16 protein-coding genes and 2 tRNA genes are annotated in these 23,431 nt (G+C 65.2%); 6 read left to right on the top strand and 12 right to left on the bottom strand.

The annotated features are described in order from the left end of the window. Positions 1-3 precede the first annotated feature (3 nt). On the bottom strand, positions 4-1,029 hold the full coding sequence (locus tag EV656_RS04880) for a glycosyltransferase family 2 protein (RefSeq protein WP_242469087.1): 1,026 nt from the start codon (positions 1,027-1,029) through the stop codon (positions 4-6). 2 nt (positions 1,030-1,031) lie between these two features. Further along, the gene (locus tag EV656_RS04875) at positions 1,032-3,053 is read right to left on the bottom strand and encodes a glycosyltransferase family 2 protein (RefSeq protein ID WP_132600183.1); all 2,022 of its coding nucleotides are present in this window, start codon (positions 3,051-3,053) and stop codon (positions 1,032-1,034) included. An 81-nt stretch (positions 3,054-3,134) separates the two neighbouring features. On the opposite strand from EV656_RS04875, the gene EV656_RS04870 reads away from it, so the two are divergent. Next, positions 3,135-5,141 (top strand): hypothetical protein, encoded by a 2,007-nt coding sequence (locus EV656_RS04870; protein WP_132600180.1) that lies wholly within the window; start codon positions 3,135-3,137, stop codon positions 5,139-5,141. 9 nt (positions 5,142-5,150) lie between these two features. Here the strand turns inward: EV656_RS04870 and EV656_RS04865 are convergent, their stop codons facing one another. The 3 genes from EV656_RS04865 to EV656_RS04855 are packed head-to-tail and all read right to left on the bottom strand — an operon-like array spanning position 5,151 to position 7,688. Beyond that, entirely contained in the window at positions 5,151-5,831 is a 681-nt protein-coding gene (locus EV656_RS04865) for a class I SAM-dependent methyltransferase (protein ID WP_132600177.1), read from the bottom strand. After that, positions 5,828-6,607, bottom strand: coding sequence for a hypothetical protein (locus EV656_RS04860; RefSeq protein WP_132600174.1), 780 nt, complete (start codon positions 6,605-6,607; stop codon positions 5,828-5,830). Before EV656_RS04860 ends, EV656_RS04865 begins: the two co-directional genes overlap by 4 nt. Continuing rightward, positions 6,597-7,688, bottom strand: coding sequence for a GSCFA domain-containing protein (locus EV656_RS04855; protein ID WP_132600171.1), 1,092 nt, complete (start codon positions 7,686-7,688; stop codon positions 6,597-6,599). The genes EV656_RS04860 and EV656_RS04855 overlap by 11 nt, the downstream gene beginning before the upstream one ends. A 154-nt stretch (positions 7,689-7,842) precedes the next feature. Here EV656_RS04855 and EV656_RS04850 point away from each other — a divergent pair, with 154 nt between their 5' ends. Next, a complete protein-coding gene (locus EV656_RS04850) occupies positions 7,843-8,694 on the top strand; it encodes a glycosyltransferase family 32 protein (protein ID WP_243695675.1) in 852 nt (283 codons plus the stop codon). On the opposite strand, the gene EV656_RS04845 is transcribed toward EV656_RS04850, so the two are convergent. Beyond that, a complete protein-coding gene (locus EV656_RS04845) occupies positions 8,667-9,437 on the bottom strand; it encodes a hypothetical protein (protein ID WP_132600168.1) in 771 nt (256 codons plus the stop codon). The two genes, EV656_RS04850 and EV656_RS04845, sit on opposite strands and share 28 nt — an antisense overlap. Positions 9,438-9,555: 118 nt before the next feature. Between EV656_RS04845 and EV656_RS04840 the strand changes: the two genes are divergently transcribed. Next, positions 9,556-10,359, top strand: coding sequence for an alpha/beta hydrolase (locus EV656_RS04840; RefSeq protein ID WP_132600165.1), 804 nt, complete (start codon positions 9,556-9,558; stop codon positions 10,357-10,359). Positions 10,360-10,371: 12 nt separating this feature from the next. Here EV656_RS04840 and EV656_RS04835 read toward each other — a convergent pair whose 3' ends face one another. The 6 genes from EV656_RS04835 to EV656_RS04810 all read right to left on the bottom strand — a co-directional run bounded on the left by EV656_RS04835 (position 10,372) and on the right by EV656_RS04810 (position 18,048). Further along, positions 10,372-11,085, bottom strand: coding sequence for an FkbM family methyltransferase (locus EV656_RS04835; protein WP_132600162.1), 714 nt, complete (start codon positions 11,083-11,085; stop codon positions 10,372-10,374). A gap of 102 nt (positions 11,086-11,187) precedes the next feature. Further along, positions 11,188-11,871, bottom strand: a complete 684-nt coding sequence (locus EV656_RS04830) for a class I SAM-dependent methyltransferase (RefSeq protein ID WP_132600159.1) — start codon at positions 11,869-11,871, stop codon at positions 11,188-11,190. Positions 11,872-12,046: 175 nt separating this feature from the next. Next, positions 12,047-13,984, bottom strand: a complete 1,938-nt coding sequence (locus EV656_RS04825) for a cation:proton antiporter domain-containing protein (protein WP_132600156.1) — start codon at positions 13,982-13,984, stop codon at positions 12,047-12,049. A gap of 137 nt (positions 13,985-14,121) precedes the next feature. Further along, positions 14,122-14,196 (bottom strand) — tRNA-Gly (locus tag EV656_RS04820). Between the two features lie 146 nt (positions 14,197-14,342). Continuing rightward, a tRNA-Gly gene (locus tag EV656_RS04815) sits at positions 14,343-14,417 on the bottom strand. Positions 14,418-14,604: 187 nt separating this feature from the next. Then, positions 14,605-18,048, bottom strand: coding sequence for a pyruvate carboxylase (locus tag EV656_RS04810; protein ID WP_132600153.1), 3,444 nt, complete (start codon positions 18,046-18,048; stop codon positions 14,605-14,607). 308 nt (positions 18,049-18,356) lie between these two features. On the opposite strand from EV656_RS04810, the gene EV656_RS04805 reads away from it, so the two are divergent. The 3 genes from EV656_RS04805 to mraZ all read left to right on the top strand — a co-directional run bounded on the left by EV656_RS04805 (position 18,357) and on the right by mraZ (position 23,430). Further along, complete coding sequence (locus EV656_RS04805; protein WP_132600150.1) at positions 18,357-20,789, top strand: ATP-dependent helicase; 2,433 nt, start codon at positions 18,357-18,359, stop codon at positions 20,787-20,789. A gap of 473 nt (positions 20,790-21,262) precedes the next feature. Next, the gene (locus tag EV656_RS04800) at positions 21,263-22,333 is read left to right on the top strand and encodes an Mrp/NBP35 family ATP-binding protein (RefSeq protein ID WP_132600147.1); all 1,071 of its coding nucleotides are present in this window, start codon (positions 21,263-21,265) and stop codon (positions 22,331-22,333) included. A 593-nt stretch (positions 22,334-22,926) separates the two neighbouring features. After that, positions 22,927-23,430: a division/cell wall cluster transcriptional repressor MraZ gene (mraZ, locus tag EV656_RS04795; RefSeq protein ID WP_132600143.1), complete on the top strand. Its 504-nt coding sequence runs from the start codon at positions 22,927-22,929 to the stop codon at positions 23,428-23,430. Position 23,431 lies beyond the last annotated feature (1 nt).

The raw sequence follows: 23,431 nt of genomic DNA, 5'->3' as shown, positions 1-23,431 counted from the left end.
GGTTCAGGTTTCATAGTCCAGAACGGCGGGCGGGGCGGCCCGCAGCTTGTTGTCCACCAGCCATTGGCGGAAATCGGTCCAGTCCTCGCGGGCCTTCAATTCGGCGATCTTGGCGCGGTGCCAGCCTACGGCGGCGTCATGCAGCTCTTTCAGGATCGGGTCCGATTTCAACTCGTCCAGCACCGGGCGCATGCGCTCGGCCAGCGGCAGGATTGATCGGTCCTCGGCCTCGTTCACGTTCATGTCGGCCCAGTAATGCTGGCTCTGGTCGCGCTTGATATGGTTGGTGCGCCCGCGCGCGCGCTTGACCAGGAAGCTTTCGATAGAGCGGACCGAGTAGTGATGCAGCCGTGCGTATTCGTGGCTGAACCCGAACCATGACCGCCAGCCGACCTTGTCCATTGCGCGCAGGTTGCCGCCGCAATCGGACCAGCGCACATTCGCGCTGGATTTGCCGGGCATCAGGTTCTTGGGCCGGTGCGGGTTGAAGCGCATGAAGGTGCCGTTGTTGCGAAACATCGTCTTGAACCCGTGCGCCCGCCCCGAGGACGGCTTGTCCTCGTGATCGGCCAGGAAGAACTGTTCCGTGACCGGGCGGTCCTCGTAGAACTCGACCCCGCCGCAGCCGAACAGCTTCCACGTCGGCGATACCGCGTCGACATCGCCGATTGCGTCGATGAAATCGTCCAGCGTCCGGTTGCCGACGCGAATGTTCAGGAATTCGTCCACATCGATCCCGAACAGCCAGTCCGCGTCCTGCACCCAAGGGTGGACCCGGATACGGCCCAGGGCCTTGTGCTGGGGGTTGTCGCCCGGGCGGATGCGGTTGGGGCGGTGGCTGGCGACTCCCAGTTCCTCCAACCGGTCGATGATCAGGTCGGTGCCATCGTCGCAGTCATTGGTGCAAATGACAAAGCCGGTGAACCCCAGCGACAGGTAGTAGGCCACCCATTCAAGGATGAACGGCCCTTCGTTCTTCATCGTGGTAAAGATCACGCGGCTGGGCGTCTGTTGCGAAAGGCTGGCCATGTTCACGCCTCCTCGCGCGTGCGCTGCTGGCGCACGCGCTGAAAGGCCGGGCCGATGCGCGCGGCCAGCCGGTCGTGCCCGCGGGCGATGGCGCGTTCCTCCATCGCCTTGCGATACCAGGCCAGCGCCCGGCGGTCCCGCAACAGCCGGTAATACGATTGTTCCGTCAGGGTTTCGTCTATGACCATCTGGAACAGCGGCTTGATGATGTTGGCCCGCCGGATGAATACTGCGGAGAAATGCCCGGCGAACCAGCATTTCAGCAGGGTGATGTTGTCGCCCTCCAGCCGCTGGATATGGCGCGTGTCAGGCTCGAAGAAGGGGTCGTAGATCACAAAGACCCGTTTCGCCCCCTGGATTTCGAAGGCGGCGTCGGAATGGGGCAGCGCCCAGTTGCGTTCCCGCCCCATGCCAAAGCGATCCTCCCACGGGACCAGATCCTGATCCAGCGTGGTTTGCGGCGAGTAGGCCAGCACGATGCAGCCCGGCACCAGCGAGGCAAAAGCCATCGCCGCGAACCCGCCCATAGAGGTGCCGGCCAGCACGACCTTCTTGTAGCGGGCAAAGACGCCGCGTTCGGTCAGCCGGTGCAATTCGTCGATCAACTGCGTGTCGCGATACCAGTCCTTGCGCCGCGCGATGATGGCGAAATGCGAATACCCGCCCCCGCGCACGAAGCGATAGGCCCATGGCTCGCGCCCGAAAGAGATGTCGTGCACGTTCGAGATGTTGTCGAAGGTGACGATCAACGTGTCGGGCGACCGTTCGATATGCAGCAGCGCATGGTTTTCCAGCTTTACGAACGACCCCTGCCGATCGCCGCCGGGATAGATTTCGGCGAACCAGGCGGGGGGCGGGGCGGTCGCGATGCGGGCAAAGGCGTCGGGAACGTGAGGGTGTTCCTTGACCGGCTTGGCCGGCGCAGGCGCTGCGGCCTGCGGCGCGGCGGTTGGTGCGGGCTTTGCGGCGGGTTTGTCCAGCGGTGCGGTCGGCACCGTCGCGGCGCCGCGCACCGGCGGGTCTGGGGGCAGCGGCGCGCCATCCACATAGCCCAGGATCGCCTTCCACAGCGGGTGGCGTTTCGTCTGGACGGTGATGCGGGCCTCTTCCTCCTCGCACTGGTCGCGATAGGCCTGGGCGACCTCGGGCAGGGCCAGCAGGTGCGCGATCTGTTCGGCGCGAAGCTGTGCGGCGCGTTCAAGCCCATTGTCCGGCAAGTGGTCGTTGGCGCGGGCGGCGTCGATCAGCGGCGCCAGATCGCTGGGCATCGCCTGCGCCTTGCCTGGCTGCACATACGCGGCGCGCAACAGCAGTGTTTCGACACGCGGCACCGGCACCCGCGCGATACAGATCAGCGCGTCCTCGAACGCTGCTGCGTCCCGCTGCCAGGTCCGGTTGCCGCGCGGTGTTGGCATCGGCGCGCCCGCCCCGTTCAGCCACCGCAAGCGGCTGAGATCGCGCTTTACCGGCCCTACGGGATAGCCGGGCAGGCGCGCCGTCCACAGGCCGCGCTTGACCACCGTGCGCCATTCGCGCCCGCCGCTGCCGTCCGCCGGGGCGTCGGGCGCGCGATGGTCGATATCCGCCAGAACCGCCCCGGGCTGGTGGGGGCGTTCCAGCCCGTCGGCGAAGAAGAGGCGCACCGGGGCGGACAGTGCATGCACCCCCTTCAAGGTGCGCATCAGCCCCGCCAGGCTGTCATGGCGGGGCAGCAAAAGGTATTCGTCCTGCGCCAGGAACAGGCCCCAGCCGTTATCCTCGGCTGCCTCCAGCTGTGCGGCGCGGATGGCGGCGTTGCGGATCTGTTCCGCCGCCTCTGCGGCATCGAAGGGGATGGGGGTTATCTCGATCACCCCGGCCCGTTCCAGCGCCGCGGCCAGCGGCGGCGGGCCCTCTTGCGTATCGCGCAGAAAAACGTGAATCCGGTCGATCCCCAGGGCGCGATGATGCGCGACCCATTCCACGAAGGCAGAGGTCGGATGATCCAGCCAGGTCGTCAGCAGGGCTTGCGCGGGTTGGGCCATGGGATGCCGCTATGGTTGCTCGAGGGTTGCTTTCCGGTATGTTCTTGCTTTTTCTCCGAAGTGTAAACGTCAGGGATAGGCATGGCCAGTTCGCACCATCGGGGACGCGGGTTTTTTTTCGGACAGCGGCGCGACCAGTTGGGCGCGCGTCTGTTGATGATGCTGACGGTGATCCGCCTGTCGCGGGATTACCAGACCGACTTTCGCATCAACTGGTTTCCCCCCGGTGCAGAAGCCCCGACGCTGGACAATCCGGCCGAGCTGTTTTCACGATCTTTCATCGACCGGCATTTTATCGACAACGACGCCTTCGCCGATGTTCAGGATCGGGTGGCACCGATCTGGAAATTCCTTGACGATCCGACGCCCGATGCGCTGCAAACGCATCTGGAGGCCGGTGGGCATGTGCTGTTGGACGAAGGTTTCGATATCGTCGCCTTCCCGTGGGAGGATGCCGAAAGCCTGCGCCAGCGTTTCCCCGACCTGATCCGCGAAATCGATTTCGACCCGGCGGTGGCCGCGCAGATCGCGCGTATCGATGCGGTGCTGTCGGGCAAGGGCGGGCGCAGCGTGGCCTATCACATCCGGCGCGGCGACATCCTGAATGCCGATCCCTGGATGCACAAACAGTGGCCCTCCAAGATCGAACCGGACGAGTTGTATTCGGTGCATCTGCAAAAAGAGAACCCCGATGTCGCGCTGGTGTTTTCCGACCAGCCCGAAAGCCGCGCCCGCTTCCAGACGGCGCACCCGGCGGTGCGGGGCCTGGATGAGATTGTCCAGCTTGAGGGTTGCACCGTAGCGCAGCGCGATTTCCTGGAACTGTACGCCATGTCGCGGGCGGACCGGATCGTCGCGCCCGCGATCAGCGCCTTCAGCCGGGCGGCGGCACTTGTCAGCGGGCGCGAGCGGATGCGCTTTGTCGATGTGCTGGACAGCGCGGAACGCGACGCCGCCTACGAGGCGCTGCTGGCCCGTTTCAAGACCGGCATCGACAGTTTCGTTACCCCCAGCGAGGCCGCGCATCTCTATGCCAAGCTGGCCGCCCGCCTGCCCGTGCAGGGGCGCGAGGAGGAAGCCTGGGAAATCGGCCGTATCGTTCTGGACAGTGGGGCAAACAACGCGTTCGTGCCGCTTCTGCACGCGGTCAATTGCCTCTACCTGAAACGCTGGGACGAGGCGAAAGAGAATATCGAGCGGGCGTTGAACGATCCCAACCTCTGGCAGGAATCCCATGCTGCGGCTACCGCGATCCACGCGCTGATTCTGGGCGCGCTTGGCAAGGCGGTCCGCTGTCACCGGACCTATTTGCGCGCCTTCTGGCAGAAACCTTTCCTGCCGGACGTGGCGCTGGTGGGCAGTTTCATGATCAACCGTCGGCGTTTGAAACCCGATCATCCGCTGCCCTTCAGCATGCCGGTCTTGCAGGCCATGCGCGTGCCCTACATGCGGGCGAACATGTTGCTGGTACAGAACAAGCTGATCCGGCGCCGCGCTTTCGATTTTTCCACCATCGTGGTGGAGTGGCCCTATTTCGTGATGGACGGCAAGGCCGAGCGGGTGGTCGAGAACGCCAAGGCGTTGCAGGATATCCACGACGCGGTGATGGCCGCAGGCGATGAGAGCGACCGCGAGGAACGCGCCAGCTATGGCGCGCTGGTGCAGGCCCGCATGGGCGATGCGGCGGGGGCATTGTCCAGCCATGGCGCCAGCCTTGCCGCGCGGCCCGACGATCCGCTGGTCATCAAGCGCCAGGCCGAGATCCTGGCCCTGTCGGGCGACCCCGAGGCAGCGGTCGATCTGATCCGCCCGCTGGCCGAACGCAGCACCAATCAGCCCTATTGGGCCTATCTGCTGGGCTATTTCCTGCGCCAGGCGGGGCAGCTGAATGCAGCCCGCATCGCTTGGGAGGATGCCGCGCGGATCGACACCACCACCGCGCTGATTCACGCCGACCTGGCCGAGTTGTGCCGCGACCTGGGCGATGTGCAGGCTGCGGCCGCGGCACTGGACCGGGCCGCCGAACTGGCGCCCACGCAGCAGAAATTCGTCAACCGCAAGGCGCGCTACCTGGAAAAGGCCCGGTAGCGGCGGGGGTCAGCTGCGCTTGCGCATCACCACCACATGGGCGGGGTAGTCGGGATTGGCCTGGGTGAAATCCAGCGCCTCCATCGGGTCGGCGATCTCGCCGAATTCCGCCCTCAGCAGGCGTTGCAGCCGTCCGCGCTTGATCCCGAAGGCGTCCAGCTGATTGGCCTTGCGTGCGATGTGGCCCTCGGTGTGGTCCAGCAGCAGCAGACCGCCGGGCCGCAGGCTGTCCAGCCAGCTGGCAAAGGCGCGCAGCGGTTCAAAGGCGTGATCCCACGAGTTTGAGTAGACGAAATCCGCCCGTTCGTGCCAATCGGGGTTGGTGTCGTGGAAATCCCATTGCACCGTGTCGGGGATATCCTTGGCGGTGTCCGAAATCTCGGTCCCGATGACCCGCGGCTGGCCGGGCAGCGCCTCGGCAAACCAGCGCTGTTCGGCGCCGGACCGGGTGCCGTGGCAGATGCCGAACCGAACCTGGCCAAGGGTGCGCTCGACAAACCCGGCGCATAGCGCGATATGGCTTTGCGGCACGAACTGCCAGTCGATCTTGCGGCGGTTGCCCTCTTGCTGGATCGCCCGGTAGGTATCGTAATCAGGGTATTGGAACAGGCTGAATCCGTCCCCTTGCAGCCTGTGGATTTCCCCGTCCGATGCAAAGCCCGGTTGGCGCAGCGGATCGTTGGATGTCATGGTGCGGGTTCCCTTGTTCCTGTCTGTGCCGGGGCCAGTGCCCCGCGTGATACCAGCCGTCCGATGACCTCGGTGCCATAGGCTGTCGTGCCGTGAAAGCCGTCCTCTTCGACCCAGTCCCAGGGCAGCAATTCGCCGGGACCGGCGAATTCCGCGTTCGGATCGTAGACCGCCAGGCCCATGTCGCGCATCCGTTCGGCAATGGTGGCGGTCAGGACATCGATGTTGTGACGAAAGCGGATCTTGTGTGCGTTCTTGGGCGCGCGCGGGGGCAGGATGACCGTCAGCGGGCATTTGCGCGCGATGTATTTCAGCAGGGCGAAATGCGGCGCCCGTTGGTTTTCGACAAAGGCCGCGACCAGCGCGCCCGAGGCGAACAGGCTTTCCTGCCGTTCCGCGTCGCTCAGGTCCTCGGGCGGGGGCCAGGCGATGTGGCCCTCGGCCCCGAAGGCACGGGCCAAATGCCCGCAGTGAAACCCGACAGAGGCAATCACCGGCAACCCGCTGTCGAAGATGTCGCTATGCCCCAGGGTCTGTTCCAGCGTCCGAATGTCCGGGGTCAGGGCGGGCAGAACCGGGCTGCGGGCCCGCCGGGGGGCGAAAACGCGGATCTTGCCCGCGTTCCAGTGAATTCCGCCGCTTTTCAGCATGGCCGCCGGAATGCCGTGGGCCATGCAGCCTGCGTGCAGGGCCTTGACGTGGCTGTCGCCAACCAGGATGAGCTGCGGGCCCTGTCCGTCTGGCGGCGCCGTGTTGGACATGCCGTCATGCGCCATCGGATGCCTCCAGGGATTGTTCCTCGCAAACCAGGTCTTCGGCGGCCAGGCTGGCGTCCACTGCGGCGGCGTCCTGCGGGCGGGCCGTTTGCCGACCGCGGGCTGGGGCGGACAGGTCCAGCCCGGCAAAGAAATGCTGCATGACCAGGGTGACGCCCGCCTCCTCGACCGAGCGCAGGTTGGGCGCAAAGAAGGCCGCGCGCGCAGGCGGTGCGGCGATGATCTCGTAGGAGGGGAAGTAATCGACATGCGCTGCGCTGCCGGCCAGATCGCCCGCAACCGCGCGCAGGGTGGATTTGGAATAGGTGGTGGCGGGCAGCACGTGATCGCCCGAGGCGGTGGCCGTCAGCGGCACCGGGGAAACCGTCAGCAGGATGTGCAGGTCGGGATTGGCCGCGCGCATCAGGGCGAAGGCGTTTTCCAGATCCGCCCGGATCGCGGGGTAGGCGGCGTTTTCGAACAGGTGCCGGTCGGCGTCGAACTGGCCTGCGATGGTGCCGGGGCACAGCGCGTAGGGGGCACCGCTGTCGCGGTTCACCCAGCCCTCTGTCAGGCCCAGGGTAAAGACGAACACATCGGTTTCGGTAAACGCCCGGCGAAAGGCACGGGCCGTTCCGGCCAGGGCGCCGCGCGCCTCTGCCTCGGTGGGAAAGCCGTCAGGTTCTATCACCGGGCAAAGCGCGGGCCGGTAGCACGTGCCCTTGCGCGTGACCTCGTCCCAGATTTCCTGCCGGTCGATCAGGGCGGGGTCCAGCGCCAGCCGCGTCCAGTGCAGCAATTGCCGCGCGGTATAGATGTTGCCCGTCCGCGCCGAGAAGACGCCGTAATTGAACATCCGCGCGACCTCGTCCGGCAGGCCGGGCGGTGCCGGTTCGCAGTTCAGCCAGTTGAAGCCCCGGGACCGCAGCGCCCGGCTGATATGCTGGGCAAAGCAGGAACCGAAGGTTGTGAACCGGGCATCCGCCGGCAGCGTCCATGGCGAGCGCCATAGCGCATCCATGCCGTGAATGCCGACATCGGCCACGGCACTGCGCCAGAAGGCCCGGGCCGGAAGGCGCGCATATGGGGAAGCTCTGCTCATGCCCTGGGTCTTTGCGTTTCGTCCAGTATAATGGTGCTGCGGTCGGCTGTCATGCGCCTTGTTCGGCAGCGGGAATCGGGCTAGCGATCTTGCTGTATCGGGATGTGATCCCACCCATCCGGGCCACCACAGGCCCCGGCCAAGGACGCGCAGCGTGAGCCAGGATTTCCAGATTGCCATGCTTTGGGTCGAGGGGCCGCTGTCCTACATGGAACAGCTTTGCGCCGTCTCGTTTCGCGATGCCGGTCACGCGGTGCGGCTGTATCACTACGGCCCCGTCGCCAATGTGCCCGAGGGGATCGAACTGGCCGACGGGCGGCAGGTGCTGGATCCGCAGACCTTCCTGACCCATGGCCGCACCGGCAGCCCGGCGCTGTTTTCCGACGTGTTCCGTTATCACCTGCTGCGGCAGGGCGACAGGGTGATCTGGGCGGATACCGATGCCTATTGCCTGCGCCCCTTTGACAGCGAAACGGGTCATTTTTTCGGCTGGGAATCGGAAAAGCATATCAATGGCGGGGTGCTGGGCCTGCCTGCCGACAGCCCGGCACTGGACGCGCTGTTGCACATGACCCGGGACGAATACGCGATCCCCGACTGGTATACGGCCAAGGAGCGCGCCCCGCTGGAGGCCCGCGCCGCGGCGGGCGATCCGGTGCATGTGGCGGACATGCCCTGGGGTGTTTGGGGCCCGCATGCGATCACCCATTACCTGCAAAAGACCGGCGAGGCGCAATACGCGCTGCCGGTTCACGGTCTTTACCCCGTGCCGTTCCTGCACCGGCGCAAGATGGGCTTTGCCTCGAAACGCGCCCGGATAGAAGGGTTTATCAAGCCCGATACCTACTCGGTCCATTTCTATGGACGGCGGATCAAGCGGTTCCTGGCCGGTATGGGCGGGCTGCCAGAGACGGGCAGCTATATTCATCACTTGCTGGACAAGCACGGGATCGACCCAGCCGCCGCACCGCTGCCCCGCTACGAAGACGCGCCCGGCGCGGACTGATCCGCCGCCCCCAGCCATGCGGGGGGCACCGGGATATCGGGTTGATGCAGCCGGTGCCGTCGGTCCAACGGGTGGGGCAGGGTCGTGACCGGCCCTGTGACGGTTACCCGATCCTTGCGCAGCAGCGTGACCTCGACCACCCGCGGGATCTGGGTGCCGTCCAGTTCGACCGTGCCGGACGCGTTGTTCGTGTGCAGATGCACCGCCTGAAAGCGCGACCGCAGCTTGTCGATCGCGCGCCGGGCCCGCTGGAACGAGATGTCCTTGGACAGGATCGAGGGCAGGCGATGCAGTTCCAGCACGATGATGCGAAAGCGGTCCAGCAGGTCGTCGGGCACGGCCGCCAGCGTGGTGTATTCATCGCCCTCGATATCCATCTGCAACAGCAGGTCGGCGCCGGGCGCGGGGTCGGTCTGGGCCACCCATGTGGCGATCGACATCCGGTCGGGTGTATCCTCGGGGCCGACGAAGCGACGGGTAAAGGTGCTGCCGGGGATGTCGATGGCCGGACCGTCGATGGACCCGTCGGCCATGAAGGACGGGATGCCATGCTTGGCCAGGTCCAGTTCAAACGTCGATTGCCGCGACACACCGGGGGAATAGCAGGCGGCGATACCGTTCAGATCGTTGGGCAGCAGATAACCGCCATCGCCAAAGGCCCCCACGCGGATCAGCGGTGTGGCGATCGCGGCGGGGCGCAGGAAATCGGCGATGTAGCGGGCTTTGGGCGCGGTGTCTGTCATCTGCATTTTCCGTTGTGGCCGGGGGCCTTGCACCGGGGCGCCGACGAAAAAACCGCAGACAATACCCCGCCTGCCAACTATGGTCTCCGGGCGGTGGCATGACAAGAACGGCAGATGCATGGCGGTGCGATCCCCCCCGGATCATTACATCCGGCACGACGATCTGGAATACGGGCGCGCGATCTGCCGCGGTGCCGAGGTGGCGCTGACCCTGGACCTGAGCCTGCCCAAGGCCGTGGCGGGACCGGTCCCGCTGGTGATGTGGATGCATCCGGGCGGGTTTCACGGCGGCGACAAGGGCTGGGCCGGGCATCGCACCGATGCGCGCTGGCTGACCAAGGCGGGCTATGCTTACGCCGTCATCAACTATCGCCTGCGTGCGGTGGCGGACGACCTGTCGCCGCCCGTGGCCCGTCGCATGGGGGCCTTGCAGCGCCACCGCGATCCGGCCTTTCGCAAGAACCTGTCCGGGGCCGCCGCCCTTGCCGCGCTGGAGGATGCGCTGACCGCCCTGAATTGGCTGGCAGGCCAGCGCGAACGGTTCAACCTGTCCGACTGGGTCGCGCTCGGGGGCAATTCCGCCGGTGCGATCACGGCCTTCAATGTGGTGCATCTGGCGGGATTTTTTGGTCTGCCACGCCCGGCGATACGCGCGTTGGTCAGCATTTCGGGCGGCTTTGCCTATCCGGGCCTTTATGCACCGGCGCTGGTGCCGGTCCATGCGCTGCACAGCCCCGCCGACCCGCGCGTGGATATCGCCGCGATCCGTCAGGTGGCGCGGATCGGCGGCGCCGCGGTAGAGTTGATCGAGTCCGAGGCCCAGCAGCACGGGCGCGTGCGCCTGTCGCCGGATGAACCGGCGCGCGACGCCTATCGCCGGATCATCGGGTTCCTGGATCGGGTGCGCGCGAAAGACCCGTGAGCGGCGCGACGCTCAGTGCGGCCGGGCCGGGCGGAACTTCTTGAACAGAACCACCCCGTGGCTCGAGGCCTGCTGGTGGTAGAAAAACCCGTGGCGGTGCATGGCCTCGAACAGGTTGACCACGCCTGCGGGTTTGATCCGGTTGGTGTGCAATTCCACCAGGACGTGGCGAACGGGGCCAAGGTCGAGATCGTCGAACAGCGTACCCTCGCCGCCCTCGATATCACAGATCAGCGCGTCCGCCTGCGCATCGGCCAGCACTTGGTCCAGCGAAACGGTGGCGACATCGACACGTTCGCTGGGCAGATTCTTCGGCGGTTCCATCGCCGAGGACCAGAACGGGTCGGCCACGTAAAAGGGCAGGGTCGCGGGCAGGTCGGATGGCTGGCCGGGCAGGGCGATGGCGTTGATGACCGTGCTGTCGGTCACGCCATTCAGCCGGTGCACCCGGCGGATGTAGTCGCACAAAAGCGGATTTGCCTCGATGCAGGTGACCTTGCGGGCCTTGTGGTGGCGGATTGCGCTGGTCGAGATGAAGCCGATCCCCGCGCCAAGCTCCACGATTGATGAATTGGCCCCGATGAAGGTTTTCAGCGCGCGGGCCTCGCTGTCCTCGTAGTGGCCGCGGGTCAGCAAGGTGCGCAGCCGATCGGTCATGATCGCCGGATCGTCGGGGAAGAGCAGGCCATGGGACTGGATCATGTCCATTTCGGTGTCGTCAGGCATTCGAAGGGCGCCGTTGCGGCGGTTGGGTTGTCATTGGGTCGCTCTCATGCTGTCGGCCATGGGGGCAGGGATCGTTGATCTGTCCACAAGCGGATTGCATGGTCACGTCTCTTGCGCCGGGCTGTCGGCGTCGTGGCGGGCAACGGCCTCTTCGATCTGGGCGCGCCGCCACAGGAAGGACGCGCGGTGGCGCGGCCCGTCGTTTTCCTGGGCCATGTCCTCCAGCGTCAGATCGTCGGCGGTTTCGGGAATGATTTCCACCGGCTTGGGGAAATTGTAGGGGGGCAGCATCGGATTGAACGCGGCAAAGCCACCGTTCTGGCGCAGGTTCCGGTTCCGGGGCGTCTGTACGACCGTTGTCAGCAGGTACTTGTTGCCCGATTTGACGAAGTTGCGGAAAAATTCCCACCGCAGCCACGTCTTGAGGTGGAACAGGCAGTCCCGGCACATGAACAGGTCGCCTTCGGGCAGCGGGTCCGATGTGATGTCGAGATGCAGGAAGGTCCGGTTCGGCCCGGCATGGCGCTGTTGGTTGTCCGCGACGATCTGTTCGGAAATGTCGCCGCCGATATAGGTCACGCGGCTCAGGTCGGTGTGCTGCATCCAGTGCCAGTCGCCGCAGGGGGCATCGACGAAGGTCTTGATCTTGTACCGCCGAAAGATGTCGGGCAACGCGGCGCGCAGCCTTTCGGTGTTTTCCAGCGTGGACCCCCGGCCAGAGACAGGCCATTTCCCCCCGACGGACCAATCCCGGTCTTCGAACGCCTTTTGAACCCTTGCACGCATGACTGCTCTCCTGCCGTGCTGAATGAAGACCGCTTGGCGCGTTTTACCTTGTTTTCTGGGTTCAAAGAATACGCCCTGTTGGCGCGTTGCATCAAGCAGAACCTGCCTGCCAGGCCCGGGCCATGGGGATGGGCCCCGCCACGGCATCGTGTTGGCGCGGGGCGCGGGGGCGGCCTCAGCCGTCCCCTTCGCGCGCCTTGCCGGTTTCTTCGTCGGTCTCTGCCTCGGGGTCCAGGATCTGCGGCGCGGCATCGTCGGTGTGCCGGCGCGGATAGGCCTCACGCAGGGGCGCGCGGGCCAGGGCGTTGGCCAGTTCCTCGTCCAGGGCGCGGCTCAGTTCCATGTATTCGGCGTTGTCCTCAATCGGCACGCCGGGCTTCCACACCTTGGACAGGTCGCGCAGCGCGGCGCGGTCGAATTCAAAGAAGGTCCGCTCTGCGTTCTCGGCCTCGACCGGGGTCAGGCCAGTTTTTTGGATCACGTGGCGGCCCGTGCGCAGGGCGCTGTCGAACAGTTCGCGCGCGATGTCGTTGGCGCCTGCGCGCAGCAGTTCATAGGCATGCACGCGGTCGCGGGCGCGCGCGACGATATGGATGTCGGGCCGCACCCGGCGGGCATGGGCCACCAGCTTGGTCGAGGCGTCGTGATCGCCCAGGCACACCACCAGCACCTCGGCGTTCTCGATTCCGGCAGAGGCCAGCAGTTCGGGCCGCGTGGGATCGCCGTAATAGGTCTTGATCCCCAACTTGCGCATCCGCTGCACCACGCGCAGGTCGTGATCCATCACCGTGGTCGCCGCCCCGGTCATGGTCACGATCCGATGCACCGTCAGGCCGAACCGGCCCATACCCGCGATGATGACCGGGTGGCGTTCTTCGATGCTGTCGTGTTCGGGTTTTTCGCCGGCGGGCCGTGCGCGCCAGCGCACCAGAAGCTCGTGCGTGATGAACAGGGCGGGGGTGATCAGCATAGACAATGCGATCACCAGGTTGGACATGTTGGCGATTTCCTCGGGCAGGATGTTCTGGGACAGCGCAAAGGCGCTGAGCACGAAGCCGAATTCCCCCGCCTGCGCCAACCCCAGTGTGAACAGCCAGCGGTTGTCGCGGTCCAGCTTGAACATGAGTGCCAGTGCATAAAGCACCGCCACCTTGATCAGGACCAGGCCCACGACATAGACCGGTACCAGCACGGGCGCCTCGCGCACATAGGAAAAATCCATGCCCGCGCCGACGGTGATGAAGAATAGGCCCAGCAGCAGGCCCTTGAACGGCTCGATCGAGCTTTCCAATTCGTGCCGGAACTCGGAATTGGCCAGGACCACGCCGGCCAGAAAGGTGCCAAGCGCGGGCGACAGCCCCACCGTCAGCATGACCGAGGCGATGCCTGCCACGATCACCAGCGCCATGGCGGTGTTCAGTTCGCGCAGGCGCGCCGCCTGAACGAAGCGGAACAGCGGCCGCACCAGGAACGACCCGGCCAGCACCGTGCCCACCACGGCCCCCAGCGTGACCAGCGCCACGCCCCAGGCCGGCAGCCCCGCGATCAGGTTGACCGCGCCGTGGTGTCCGGCCTCGGCCCCGTGATCGCCGCCATGGCCGGGCAGCGCCAGGAACGGCATTACCGCCAGCATCGGGATCACCGCGATGTCCTGCATCAAGAGAACCGAAAAGGCGCTGCGCCCGCCGGGGGTGTTTATAAGCTTCTTCTCGGACAGGGTTTGCAGCACGATCGCGGTCGAGGACAGCGCAAAGATCATGCCCATCGCCAGGGCAGGGCGCCATTCCTGCCCAAAGACCATGGCCGCCCCCGTGACCAGGGCCAGGGTGATCGTGACCTGCAAACCGCCCAGCCCGATCAGCTTGTCCCGCATCGCCCACAGCACGCGCGGTTCCAGTTCCAGCCCGATCAGGAACAGCATCATGACCACGCCGATTTCCGCGAAATGGCGCAGGCTGTCCATTTCCGCCCCAGTCAGGCCCAGGACCGGCCCGAACAGGATGCCGATCAGCAGATAGCCCAGCACCGAGCCCAGCCCCAGCCGCGAGGCGATGGGAACGATAAGAACGATCGCGCCCAGATAGAGCGTCGCCTGGAAGAGAAAGCCGTCCATGAATCCAGTCCTTCGGAGGCGGGCCGTCAAGCGAGCGCCGTGCCTTGGGCGCGCAGCCTAGCGATTGACGGCGCGGCGGCAAGGGTAAACCGGGGCAGGGATGTCGCGCCGGTTCGTTCGATTATTCTCGAAGAAATTGGAGCGGGCGATGAGATTCGAACTCACGACCCTTACCTTGGCAAGGTAATGCTCTACCCCTGAGCTACGCCCGCATCCATTGGGTGACGCGGGGTTTATAAACTTGGGCCGGGGGCTGCAAGGGGAAAATTTCAGCCGGTGCGGCGGCCCAGCCCGCAAACGCCCCGCGACGACGCATGACGCGGTTACGCTAGGGTGACTTGTCTGTGTGTTGAGAAATTGGAGCGGGCGATGAGATTCGAACTCACGACCCTTACCTTGGCAAGGTAATGCTCTACCCCTGAGCTACGCCCGCATCCATTGGGTGAGCCGTGATTTATAAAGTCAGGGCGGGGGCTGCAAGGGGAAAATGGGGGCTTTGCCCAAAATCTGCCTGCCCTTTCGGGCGGGGGCAGCCTTCGGCAGGAAAAACCTTCGTAAAGGTTTTTCCTGTGGGTATTTGGACCAAGAAGAAGAGGGCGGCGCCGGGGCGCCGCCCCCCATCACTCGAATTCGATCAGCAGATCCTTGGCGTCGATCTGGGCGCCGGGCGTCACGTGCACCGCCTTGACGGTGCCGTCGCGTTCGGCGTGCAGGCCGGTTTCCATCTTCATCGCCTCGATGGTCAGCAGCAGGTCGCCTTCCTGGACGGTCTGGCCCACGTTGACCACGACCGAGGCCACCGCGCCGGGCATCGGCGCGCCGACATGGGCGGGGTTGCCCAGTTCGGCCTTGGGGCGCTTGGCGACGGACGCCTTGGCCTTGCGGTTGGGCACGCGGATCACGCGGGGCTGGCCGTTCAGTTCGAAAAATACCTTGGCCTCGCCGTCCTCGGTGGTTTCGCCCACTGCCTGCAGGCGAATCTCCAGCGTCTTGCCGGGGTCGATTTCCGCTGTGATCTCTTCGCCCGGTTCCATCCCGTAGAAGAAGGTCCGCGTGGGCAGGGTGCGCACGGGGCCGTATTGCAAGTGCCGCGCCGCATAATCGGTAAAGACCTTGGGATACATCAGGTATCCGTTCAGATCCTCGTCATCCAGTTTCACGTCCTCGAACTGGCTTTCGACCTCGGCGCGGACGGCCTCGAAATCGACGGGGGGCAGGTTCTTGCCGGGGCGCTCCAGCTTGGGGTCCTCGCCCTTCAGCACCTTTTTCTGGATCGCCGGGGGGAAGCCGCCGGGCGGCTGGCCCAGGTTGCCGCGCATCATGTCGATCACTGAATCGGGGAAGGCCACGTCTTTCTCGGGGTCTTCCACATCCGCGCGGGTCAGGCCCTGGCTGACCATCATCAACGCCATGTCGCCGACCACCTTGGACGAGGGGGTGACCTTCACGATGTCGCCGAACATCTGGTTGACGTCGGCATAGGTCTTGGCGACCTCGGGCCAGCGTTCCTCCAGCCCCAGGCTGCGGGCCTGCGCCTTGAGGTTGGTGAACTGCCCGCCGGGCATCTCGTGGAGGTAAACCTCGGAGGCGGGCACCTGCATGCCGGATTCGAAGGCGGCGTATTGGCCCCGCACCTGTCCCCAGTAGTCCGAGATTTCGCGCACGGCCTCGATCTCGATCCCCGTTTCACGTTCGGTGTTGCGCAACGCCTCGACGATGGAGCCCAGGCAGGGCTGCGAGGTGCCACCCGAAAACGCATCCATCGCGGCGTCTACTGCGTCTACGCCCGCCTCGGCGGCGGCCAGGATCGTGGCGCCTGAGATGCCGCTGGTGTCGTGGGTGTGGAAATGGATGGGCAGGCCGACCTCATCCTTCAGGGCCTTGATCAGGATGCTGGCAGAGGCCGGTTTCAGCAGGCCGGCCATGTCCTTCAGCCCCAGGATATGGGCGCCGGCATCGCGCAGCGCCTTGCCCATCTCGACATAGTATTTCAGGTCGTATTTCGCCCGGTCGGGGTCCAGGATGTCGCCGGTATAGCAGATCGCCCCTTCGCAGACCTTGCCGTTGTCGATGACCGCGCCCATCGCGACACGCATGTTTTCCACCCAGTTCAGGCTGTCGAACACGCGGAACACGTCCACGCCGGTTTCAGCGGCCTGTTTGACGAAGCCGCGCACGACGTTGTCGGGGTAGTTCGTGTAGCCCACCCCGTTGGACCCCCGCAGCAGCATCTGGGTCATCAGGTTGGGCATGGCTGCGCGCAGGTCGCGCAGCCGCTGCCACGGGCATTCCTGCAAGAAGCGGTAGGCCACGTCGAAGGTCGCGCCGCCCCAGCATTCCACACTGAAGAGTTGCGACAGGTTGTGCGCATAGGCGGGTGCAACGCGGATCATGTCGATGGACCGCATCCGCGTGGCCAACAGCGACTGGTGCCCGTCGCGCATCGTGGTGTCGGTCAGCAGCAGTTGTTTCTGGTCCGCCAGCCAGTCGGCGACCGCCTGCGGCCCGAACTCGTCCAGGATCTGGCGGGTGCCGGGGACATAGGCCTCGCGCCGGTTTTCCGGCGGGCGGGGCGTTTTCAGTTCCGCCGGCGGGCGGGTGCGGCCCTCGGTCTCGGGGTGGCCGTTCACGGTGACATCGGCGATGTAGGTCAACAGCCGCGTGGCCCGGTCGCGCCGCTTGGCGAACTGGAATAGCTCGGGCGTCTGATCGATGAACTTGGTGTGGTACTCGTTCTTCAGGAAGGTCGGGTGCTTGAGCAGGTTCTCGACGAAGGCGATGTTCGTGCTGACGCCGCGGATACGGAATTCACGCAGGGCGCGGTCCATCCGGGCGATCGCGGCTTCGGGCGTGGGCGCCCAGGCGGTGACCTTTTCCAGAAGCGAGTCGTAATAGCGGGTGATGACCGCGCCGGAATAGGCGGTGCCGCCATCCAGGCGGATGCCCATGCCGGTGGCGCCGCGATAAGCGGTGATGCGGCCGTAATCGGGGATGAAGTTGTTCAGCGGATCCTCGGTCGTGATCCGGCATTGCAGCGCGTGGCCGTTCAACTGCACATCATACTGGGTGGCAACGCCCGTGGCCTCGACCAGGGACTTGCCCTCGGCGATCATGATCTGGGCCTGCACGATGTCGATGCCGGTCACTTCCTCGGTGACGGTGTGTTCGACCTGCACGCGCGGGTTCACCTCGATGAAGTAGAACTCGCCCGTTTCCATATCCATCAGGAATTCGATGGTGCCCGCGCATTCATAGCCGACCTGTTCGGCGATCTTCTTGCCGAGGTTGCACAGGTGTTCGCGCTGCGCCGGGGACAGGTAGGGGGCGGGGGCGCGTTCCACGACCTTCTGGTTGCGCCGCTGCACGGAACAGTCCCGTTCCCACAGGTGGTAGATGTTGCCCTGGCTGTCGCCCAGGATCTGCACTTCGACATGCCGGGCGCGGGTGATCATCTTTTCCAGATACCCCTCGCCATTGCCGAAGGCGGCCTCGGCCTCGCGCCGCCCCTCGCGCACCTTGTCCTCCAGCTCTTCGGGGCCGTTGATGGGGCGCATGCCGCGCCCGCCGCCGCCCCAGGATGCCTTGAGCATCAGGGGATAGCCGATTTCCTCGGCCTCCTTGGCGATGGCGTCCATGTCGTCGCCCAGCACCTCGGTCGCGGGGATGACCGGCACGCCTGCGGCAATCGCCACCTTGCGGGCCGATGCCTTGTCGCCGAGGGCGCGCATGGTTTCGGCCTTGGGGCCGATGAAGGTGATGCCCTCGGCGGCGCAGGCCTCGACGAATTCGGGGTTTTCCGACAGCAGGCCATAACCGGGATGGACCGCGTCCGCGCCCGACATCTTGGCCACGCGAATGATTTCCTCGATCGACAGGTAGGCCTGCACCGGGCCCAGCCCCTCGCCGATCTTGTAGGCCTCGTCCGCCTTGAAGCGGTGCAGGCCCAGCTTGTCCTCTTCGGCGTAGACGGCGACGGTGCGTTTGCCCAACTCGTTGGCCGCCCGCATGATACGGATCGCGATTTCACCGCGGTTGGCGACGAGGATTTTCTTGAATTCGGTCAAGGGCTGGCCCTCCTTGGGGTCTGTCCGGCGGGGCGCGCGCGGGGCGCGGTCCCGTTTCGTTCAAGGTCTACACAGGTATACGGGCGCCCGGGCGGGGCGCAAGTGGGGGATGGTGCTGTTGAATTGCGCGCCTGCGGCGCATTCCTTTTTCCGGCCCGTTCCGGGCCGGGCGGGGGTATTTTGGCCAAGAAGAAGGGCAGGGGCGCGCCTGTCCCCAGCTTTTCAGGGTGGGAAAAGGTGCGGTTCTGGGTGGAACATTGTGCGAACAATTCTTTAACTCCACCGCGAGGCGCGCTAGGTTGCCGCGTATGAGTCCCATCGACGATACCGACGCCTTTGAGGCGGCAGAAAACGTGCCGTTGAGCCAGCGCGCCATGGCGGCGCGGCCTGTCCCCTATCTTGACGGTTTGAACCCCGCGCAGCGGCAGGCGGTGGAGACGTTGGAAGGGCCGGTTCTGATGCTGGCGGGCGCGGGCACCGGCAAGACCCGCGCGTTGACCACCCGGATCGCGCATTTGCTGAACACCGGCAAGGCGCGGCCGAATGAGGTTTTGGCCGTCACCTTTACCAACAAGGCCGCGCGCGAGATGAAGGCGCGCGTTGGCGGCCTGATGGGGCAGACCGTGGAGGGAATGCCCTGGATGGGCACCTTTCATGCGATCTGCGTGAAACTGCTCAGGCGGCATGCGGAACTGGCGGGGTTGAAGTCGAATTTCACGATCCTGGACACTGACGACCAGATCCGGCTGCTGAAGCAGCTGATCGTGGCGGCCAATATCGATGAAAAGCGGTGGCCTGCCCGGCAACTGGCCGGCATCATCGATCATTGGAAGAACCGCGCCTGGACGCCTGACAATGTTCCGGCGAGCGAGGCAGCGGCCTTCGATAATCGCGGGGTGGCGCTTTACGCCGATTACCAGAAACGGCTGCTTGCCCTCAACGCCGTCGATTTCGGCGATCTGTTGCTGCACATGGTCACCATCTTCCAGAGCCACGGGGACGTGCTGGAGCAATACCGCCGCTGGTTCCGCTATATCCTGGTCGACGAGTATCAGGACACCAACGTTGCCCAGTATCTGTGGCTGCGGCTCTTGGCGGGGGGGCACAGGAATATCTGCTGCGTGGGCGATGACGACCAGTCCATCTATGGCTGGCGGGGCGCAGAGGTTGGCAACATCCTGCGGTTCGAGAAGGATTTTCCCGGCGCGCGGGTGATCCGGCTGGAGCAGAACTACCGCTCTACCCCGCATATTCTGGCCGCCGCCAGCGGCGTGATCGCGGCCAACAAGGACCGGCTGGGCAAGACGCTGTGGACCGAGGCCCGCGAGGGCGAAAAGGTTCGCTTGATCGGCCATTGGGACGGAGAGGAAGAGGCCCGCTGGATCGGCGAAGAGGCCGAGGCGGTGGTTGCGGGCACGCGGGGGCTGCGGCCCTATTCGCTGGACGACATGGCGATCCTTGTCCGCGCGTCGCACCAGATGCGCGCCTTTGAGGATCGGTTCCTGACCATCGGCCTGCCCTACCGGGTGATCGGCGGGCCGCGCTTTTACGAGCGGATGGAGATCCGCGACGCGATGGCCTATTTCCGCCTCGCCGTCAGCCCCGACGACGATCTGGCGTTTGAGCGGATCGTGAACACGCCGAAACGCGGGCTGGGCGACAAGGCGCAGCAAAAGATCCAGCAGATGGCGCGCGCCAACGGCGTGCCGCTGGTGGAGGGCGCGCGGCTGTTGCTGGAAAACGGGGGGCTGACCGGCAAGGGGGCCAGGGAACTGGGGCGGTTGCTGGACGGGATTGCGCGCTGGCATGACCTGGCCCGCCGGCCCGCATCGCGGGGCGCGGCGGGTGACGGGCTGTTGATCGAAGACGAGGGGGCCGGCGACCTTTCCGGTGCCGGTATTAGCCACATCGAACTGGCCGAACAGATCCTGGACGAATCTGGCTACACTGCGCATTGGCAGAACGACAAGACGCCAGAGGCGCCGGGGCGGCTGGAAAATCTCAAGGAGCTGGTCAAGGCGCTGGAGGAATTCGAGAACCTGCAAGGGTTTCTGGAGCATGTCGCCCTTATCATGGACAACGAGACCGAGGAGCAGGGCGCCAAGATCACGATCATGACCCTGCACGCCGCCAAGGGCTTGGAATTTCCCGTGGTCTTTCTGCCCGGGTGGGAGGACGGCCTGTTTCCCAGCCAGCGGTCGATGGACGAAAGCGGTTTGAAGGGGTTGGAGGAAGAGCGCCGCCTGGCCTATGTCGGCATCACCCGGGCCGAGGAGGTGTGCACCATCTCCTTTGCTGCCAACCGCCGGGTTTACGGACAGTGGCAATCGGCGCTGCCCTCGCGTTTCATCGATGAATTGCCCGAGGCCCATGTCGAGGTTCTGACGCCCCCCGGTCTTTATGGTGGCGGGTATGGCGCGGCGGCGCCGGTGTCCTCTGGGTTGGAACAGGCTGCGGCGCGGGCGGATGGTTACACCTCACCGGGTTGGCAGCGGCTGCAATCGCGGGCCGGGACGCGGCCGGTCAGCCAGCCGCGAGAAAGCCGGTCCATGGTGATCGATGCCGAGGCGGTCGCGGCCTTTGAGGTCGGGGCGCGCGTGTTCCACAAGAAATTCGGCTATGGCACCGTGACGGGGATCGAGGGTGACAAGCTGGATATCGCCTTTGACAAGGCCGGGTCGAAAAAGGTCGTGGCGCGGTTTGTCGTGCCGGCGGATCAGGCCGGCGACGTGCGGTTCTGAGCGCTGGGGCGGGCCGCGCCCATTCACCAAACTATCCGAGAAAGAAAAACGGCGACGCCAGGGAGGAGGAGGCGCCGCCGCTCTTGGTCACGGTGGCATCAGGGAGGAGGAGATGAACCACCGACCACTGGCCCAGTGGGCCGTTGTAAAAATGCGGCGGCACCCGGGAGGAGGTGAGTGCCGCCGCGAGAATAGGAAACCCAGGGAGGAGGAGGGGTTTCCGAAACTCGGCTCCGGGGACGGTATGAACACCCGCACACCCCGTTGCGTTGGACTTAAGATAACGCGATGCTGCGGGTGCACAATGGCTTGCGGGGTAAATGCCGCTATGCAGAAAATGCATGTGTTTTCCGATGCATGTTGGGGCGGTCCTGCGGCGGTCTGCCGCAGTTTCGGGCAAAGATGAATCGCCCTTGCCGTTTTTTCCCGGGTGTCCAAGTTAAAGGGCAGACCGATTGCCAGAAGGAAGCGCCATGTCACCGTCCCGCGATACCGTCCTTGCCGCCCTGTCCCGAATCGATCTGCCCGACGGGGGCGATCTGGTGTCCCGCGACATGGTGCGCGCGCTGAGCGTGGAGGGCGACACCGTCCGTTTCGTGATCGAGGCGCAGGATGCCGGTCAGGCCGCAGGGCTGGAACCCGTGCGCGCTGCCGCCCAGGCCGTAGTCGCTGCGCTGGAGGGGGTGCAGACCGTTTCGGCGGTGCTGACCGCCCACGGCCCCGCGTCCAAGCCACCGGCGCAGGGCGTCAAGATCGGCCGCCATCCTACCCCTGGCAAGGGGCCGGAAAACCCGACCGGGGTTGACCGGATTCTTGCCGTGGCGTCGGGCAAGGGTGGGGTCGGGAAATCTACCGTGGCCAGCAACCTGGCCGTGGCGCTGGCCCGGCAGGGGCGGCGCGTGGGTTTGTTGGATGCGGATATCTACGGCCCCTCGCAGCCGCGCATGATGGGCGTGAACCGGCGCCCCGCCTCGGGCGATGGGCAGACGATCGAACCGGTTACCGCCCATGGCGTCACGATGATGTCGATCGGCCTGATGCTGGACGACGATCAGGCGGTGATCTGGCGGGGGCCGATGCTGATGGGGGCGTTGCAGCAATTGCTGGGGCAGGTGAACTGGGGCCGGTTGGACGTGCTGATCGTGGACCTGCCGCCGGGCACGGGCGACATCCAACTGACCCTGTGCCAGCGCACGAAGCTGACCGGCGCGCTGGTTGTGTCCACGCCACAGGATGTGGCGCTGCTGGATGCGCGCAAGGCAATCGACATGTTCGCCAAGCTGAAGACGCCCGTTCTGGGCCTGATCGAGAACATGTCCAGCTATGTCTGCCCCAATTGCGGGCACGAGGCGCATATCTTCGGTCACGGTGGGGTCGCGGCCGAGGCCGAAAGGATCGGCGTGCCGTTCCTGGGCGCGCTGCCCCTTGCGCTGGAGGTGCGCGAGGCTGGCGACGGCGGTCAGCCCGTCGCCCTGGGCGATGGACCGGTTGCAGAGGCCTACGGTCAGCTGGCCGCCCGCTTGATCGGCGGCGGGATGGCCTGATCGTCCTACGGGAATTCATGGCCCCGGGCGGGTTGTTCGGGGCGCAATAGGCGAATCACTTGCCCGGATCCCCGTCGAACAGGCGGGGATTTTTGTCTTTCTCGGGGTGCGTGTGGCCCCTGCGGGGCAATATCTGGCGAAATCTTGGGAAATCATGGGCGCCGCTGCTTGGCTGTCGGGCGGCGCTATATGTTGTTCGCAGGGTTGTCTATTTCGCTAAGAATTGTGATCCTGGGCGCCTGCCCCGGTCCAAATCTTGTTCGGACACCCCCTGTCGCACAGCATGTGGTATCGAATTCCCATACAGGAAGCTTGATTTCCATGAATTCCCATGGCATCCCTTATTCATCCGATGAGGACGGGCATACCACAGGGGCACCAAGACCCCGACAAGGCAAAGCAGGTTTCATACAGGCCCCCGCTTTCATCGAAAAACAGAGATCCGGCGCGCGGGCGAGCAGACATCCCCCCCAGGTGGCGCGCGTAGCCGGACACCCCAGAGTGGGACGAGGGCGGCGGATTGGGCAGTGGCAGCAGCTCAGTCCGCCGTTTTCGCAATCGGCGGGCGAAACAATGAAGGAGCGTCGGGGACGGTGGCGCGCAGATTCAGAGGCGAAGGCCGCCACAAGGTGGATGCCAAGGGCAGGGTTTCGATCCCAGCCAACTTTCGCCGTGTGCTCGAATCCTGCGATCCCGACTGGACCGATGGTCTGCGCCCGCAACTGGTGATCGTCTACGGGGATCACCGCCGGAAATTCCTGGAATGCTATACGATCGAGGCCATCGACGAGGTGGACGACAAGATTGCCGCCCTCCCGCGCGGCTCGATCGAGCGGCGCATGCTTGAACGCCTGTTCCATGGCCAGTCCTTCCCGACCGAGGTCGATAATGACGGCCGCCTGGTGCTGCCGCAGAAACTGCGCGACAAGATCGAGCTGGAGAAAGAGGCCTTCTTCATCGCCTCGGGCGATACCTTCCAGATCTGGAAGCCGGAAACCTACGAATCCGAGGAACTGGCCAAGACCGAGGCCTGGCTGGATGCCCAGCCCGACGATTTCGACCCGCTGTCGCTGCTTGACCAACCGGCGGGGGGCTAGG

This window comes from Rhodovulum adriaticum (assembly GCF_004345735.1).
Taxonomy (GTDB): Bacteria; Pseudomonadota; Alphaproteobacteria; order Rhodobacterales; family Rhodobacteraceae; genus Rhodovulum; species Rhodovulum adriaticum.
Note: the sequence above shows the minus strand (reverse complement) of the source record. Positions and strands in the feature narration are given on the sequence as shown.

What these genes read in the sequence shown, in the direction of transcription:
- EV656_RS04880 (WP_242469087.1), bottom strand. Translation starts at nt 1,029, where the DNA reads ATGGCCAGCCTTTCGCAACAGACGCCCAGCCGCGTGATCTTTACCACG.
- EV656_RS04875 (WP_132600183.1), bottom strand. Translation starts at nt 3,053, where the DNA reads ATGGCCCAACCCGCGCAAGCCCTGCTGACGACCTGGCTGGATCATCCG.
- EV656_RS04870 (WP_132600180.1), top strand. Translation starts at nt 3,135, where the DNA reads ATGGCCAGTTCGCACCATCGGGGACGCGGGTTTTTTTTCGGACAGCGG.
- EV656_RS04865 (WP_132600177.1), bottom strand. Translation starts at nt 5,831, where the DNA reads ATGACATCCAACGATCCGCTGCGCCAACCGGGCTTTGCATCGGACGGG.
- EV656_RS04860 (WP_132600174.1), bottom strand. Translation starts at nt 6,607, where the DNA reads ATGGCGCATGACGGCATGTCCAACACGGCGCCGCCAGACGGACAGGGC.
- EV656_RS04855 (WP_132600171.1), bottom strand. Translation starts at nt 7,688, where the DNA reads ATGAGCAGAGCTTCCCCATATGCGCGCCTTCCGGCCCGGGCCTTCTGG.
- EV656_RS04845 (WP_132600168.1), bottom strand. Translation starts at nt 9,437, where the DNA reads ATGACAGACACCGCGCCCAAAGCCCGCTACATCGCCGATTTCCTGCGC.
- EV656_RS04840 (WP_132600165.1), top strand. Translation starts at nt 9,556, where the DNA reads ATGGCGGTGCGATCCCCCCCGGATCATTACATCCGGCACGACGATCTG.
- EV656_RS04835 (WP_132600162.1), bottom strand. Translation starts at nt 11,085, where the DNA reads ATGCCTGACGACACCGAAATGGACATGATCCAGTCCCATGGCCTGCTC.
- EV656_RS04830 (WP_132600159.1), bottom strand. Translation starts at nt 11,871, where the DNA reads ATGCGTGCAAGGGTTCAAAAGGCGTTCGAAGACCGGGATTGGTCCGTC.
- EV656_RS04825 (WP_132600156.1), bottom strand. Translation starts at nt 13,984, where the DNA reads ATGGACGGCTTTCTCTTCCAGGCGACGCTCTATCTGGGCGCGATCGTT.
- EV656_RS04805 (WP_132600150.1), top strand. Translation starts at nt 18,357, where the DNA reads ATGAGTCCCATCGACGATACCGACGCCTTTGAGGCGGCAGAAAACGTG.
- EV656_RS04800 (WP_132600147.1), top strand. Translation starts at nt 21,263, where the DNA reads ATGTCACCGTCCCGCGATACCGTCCTTGCCGCCCTGTCCCGAATCGAT.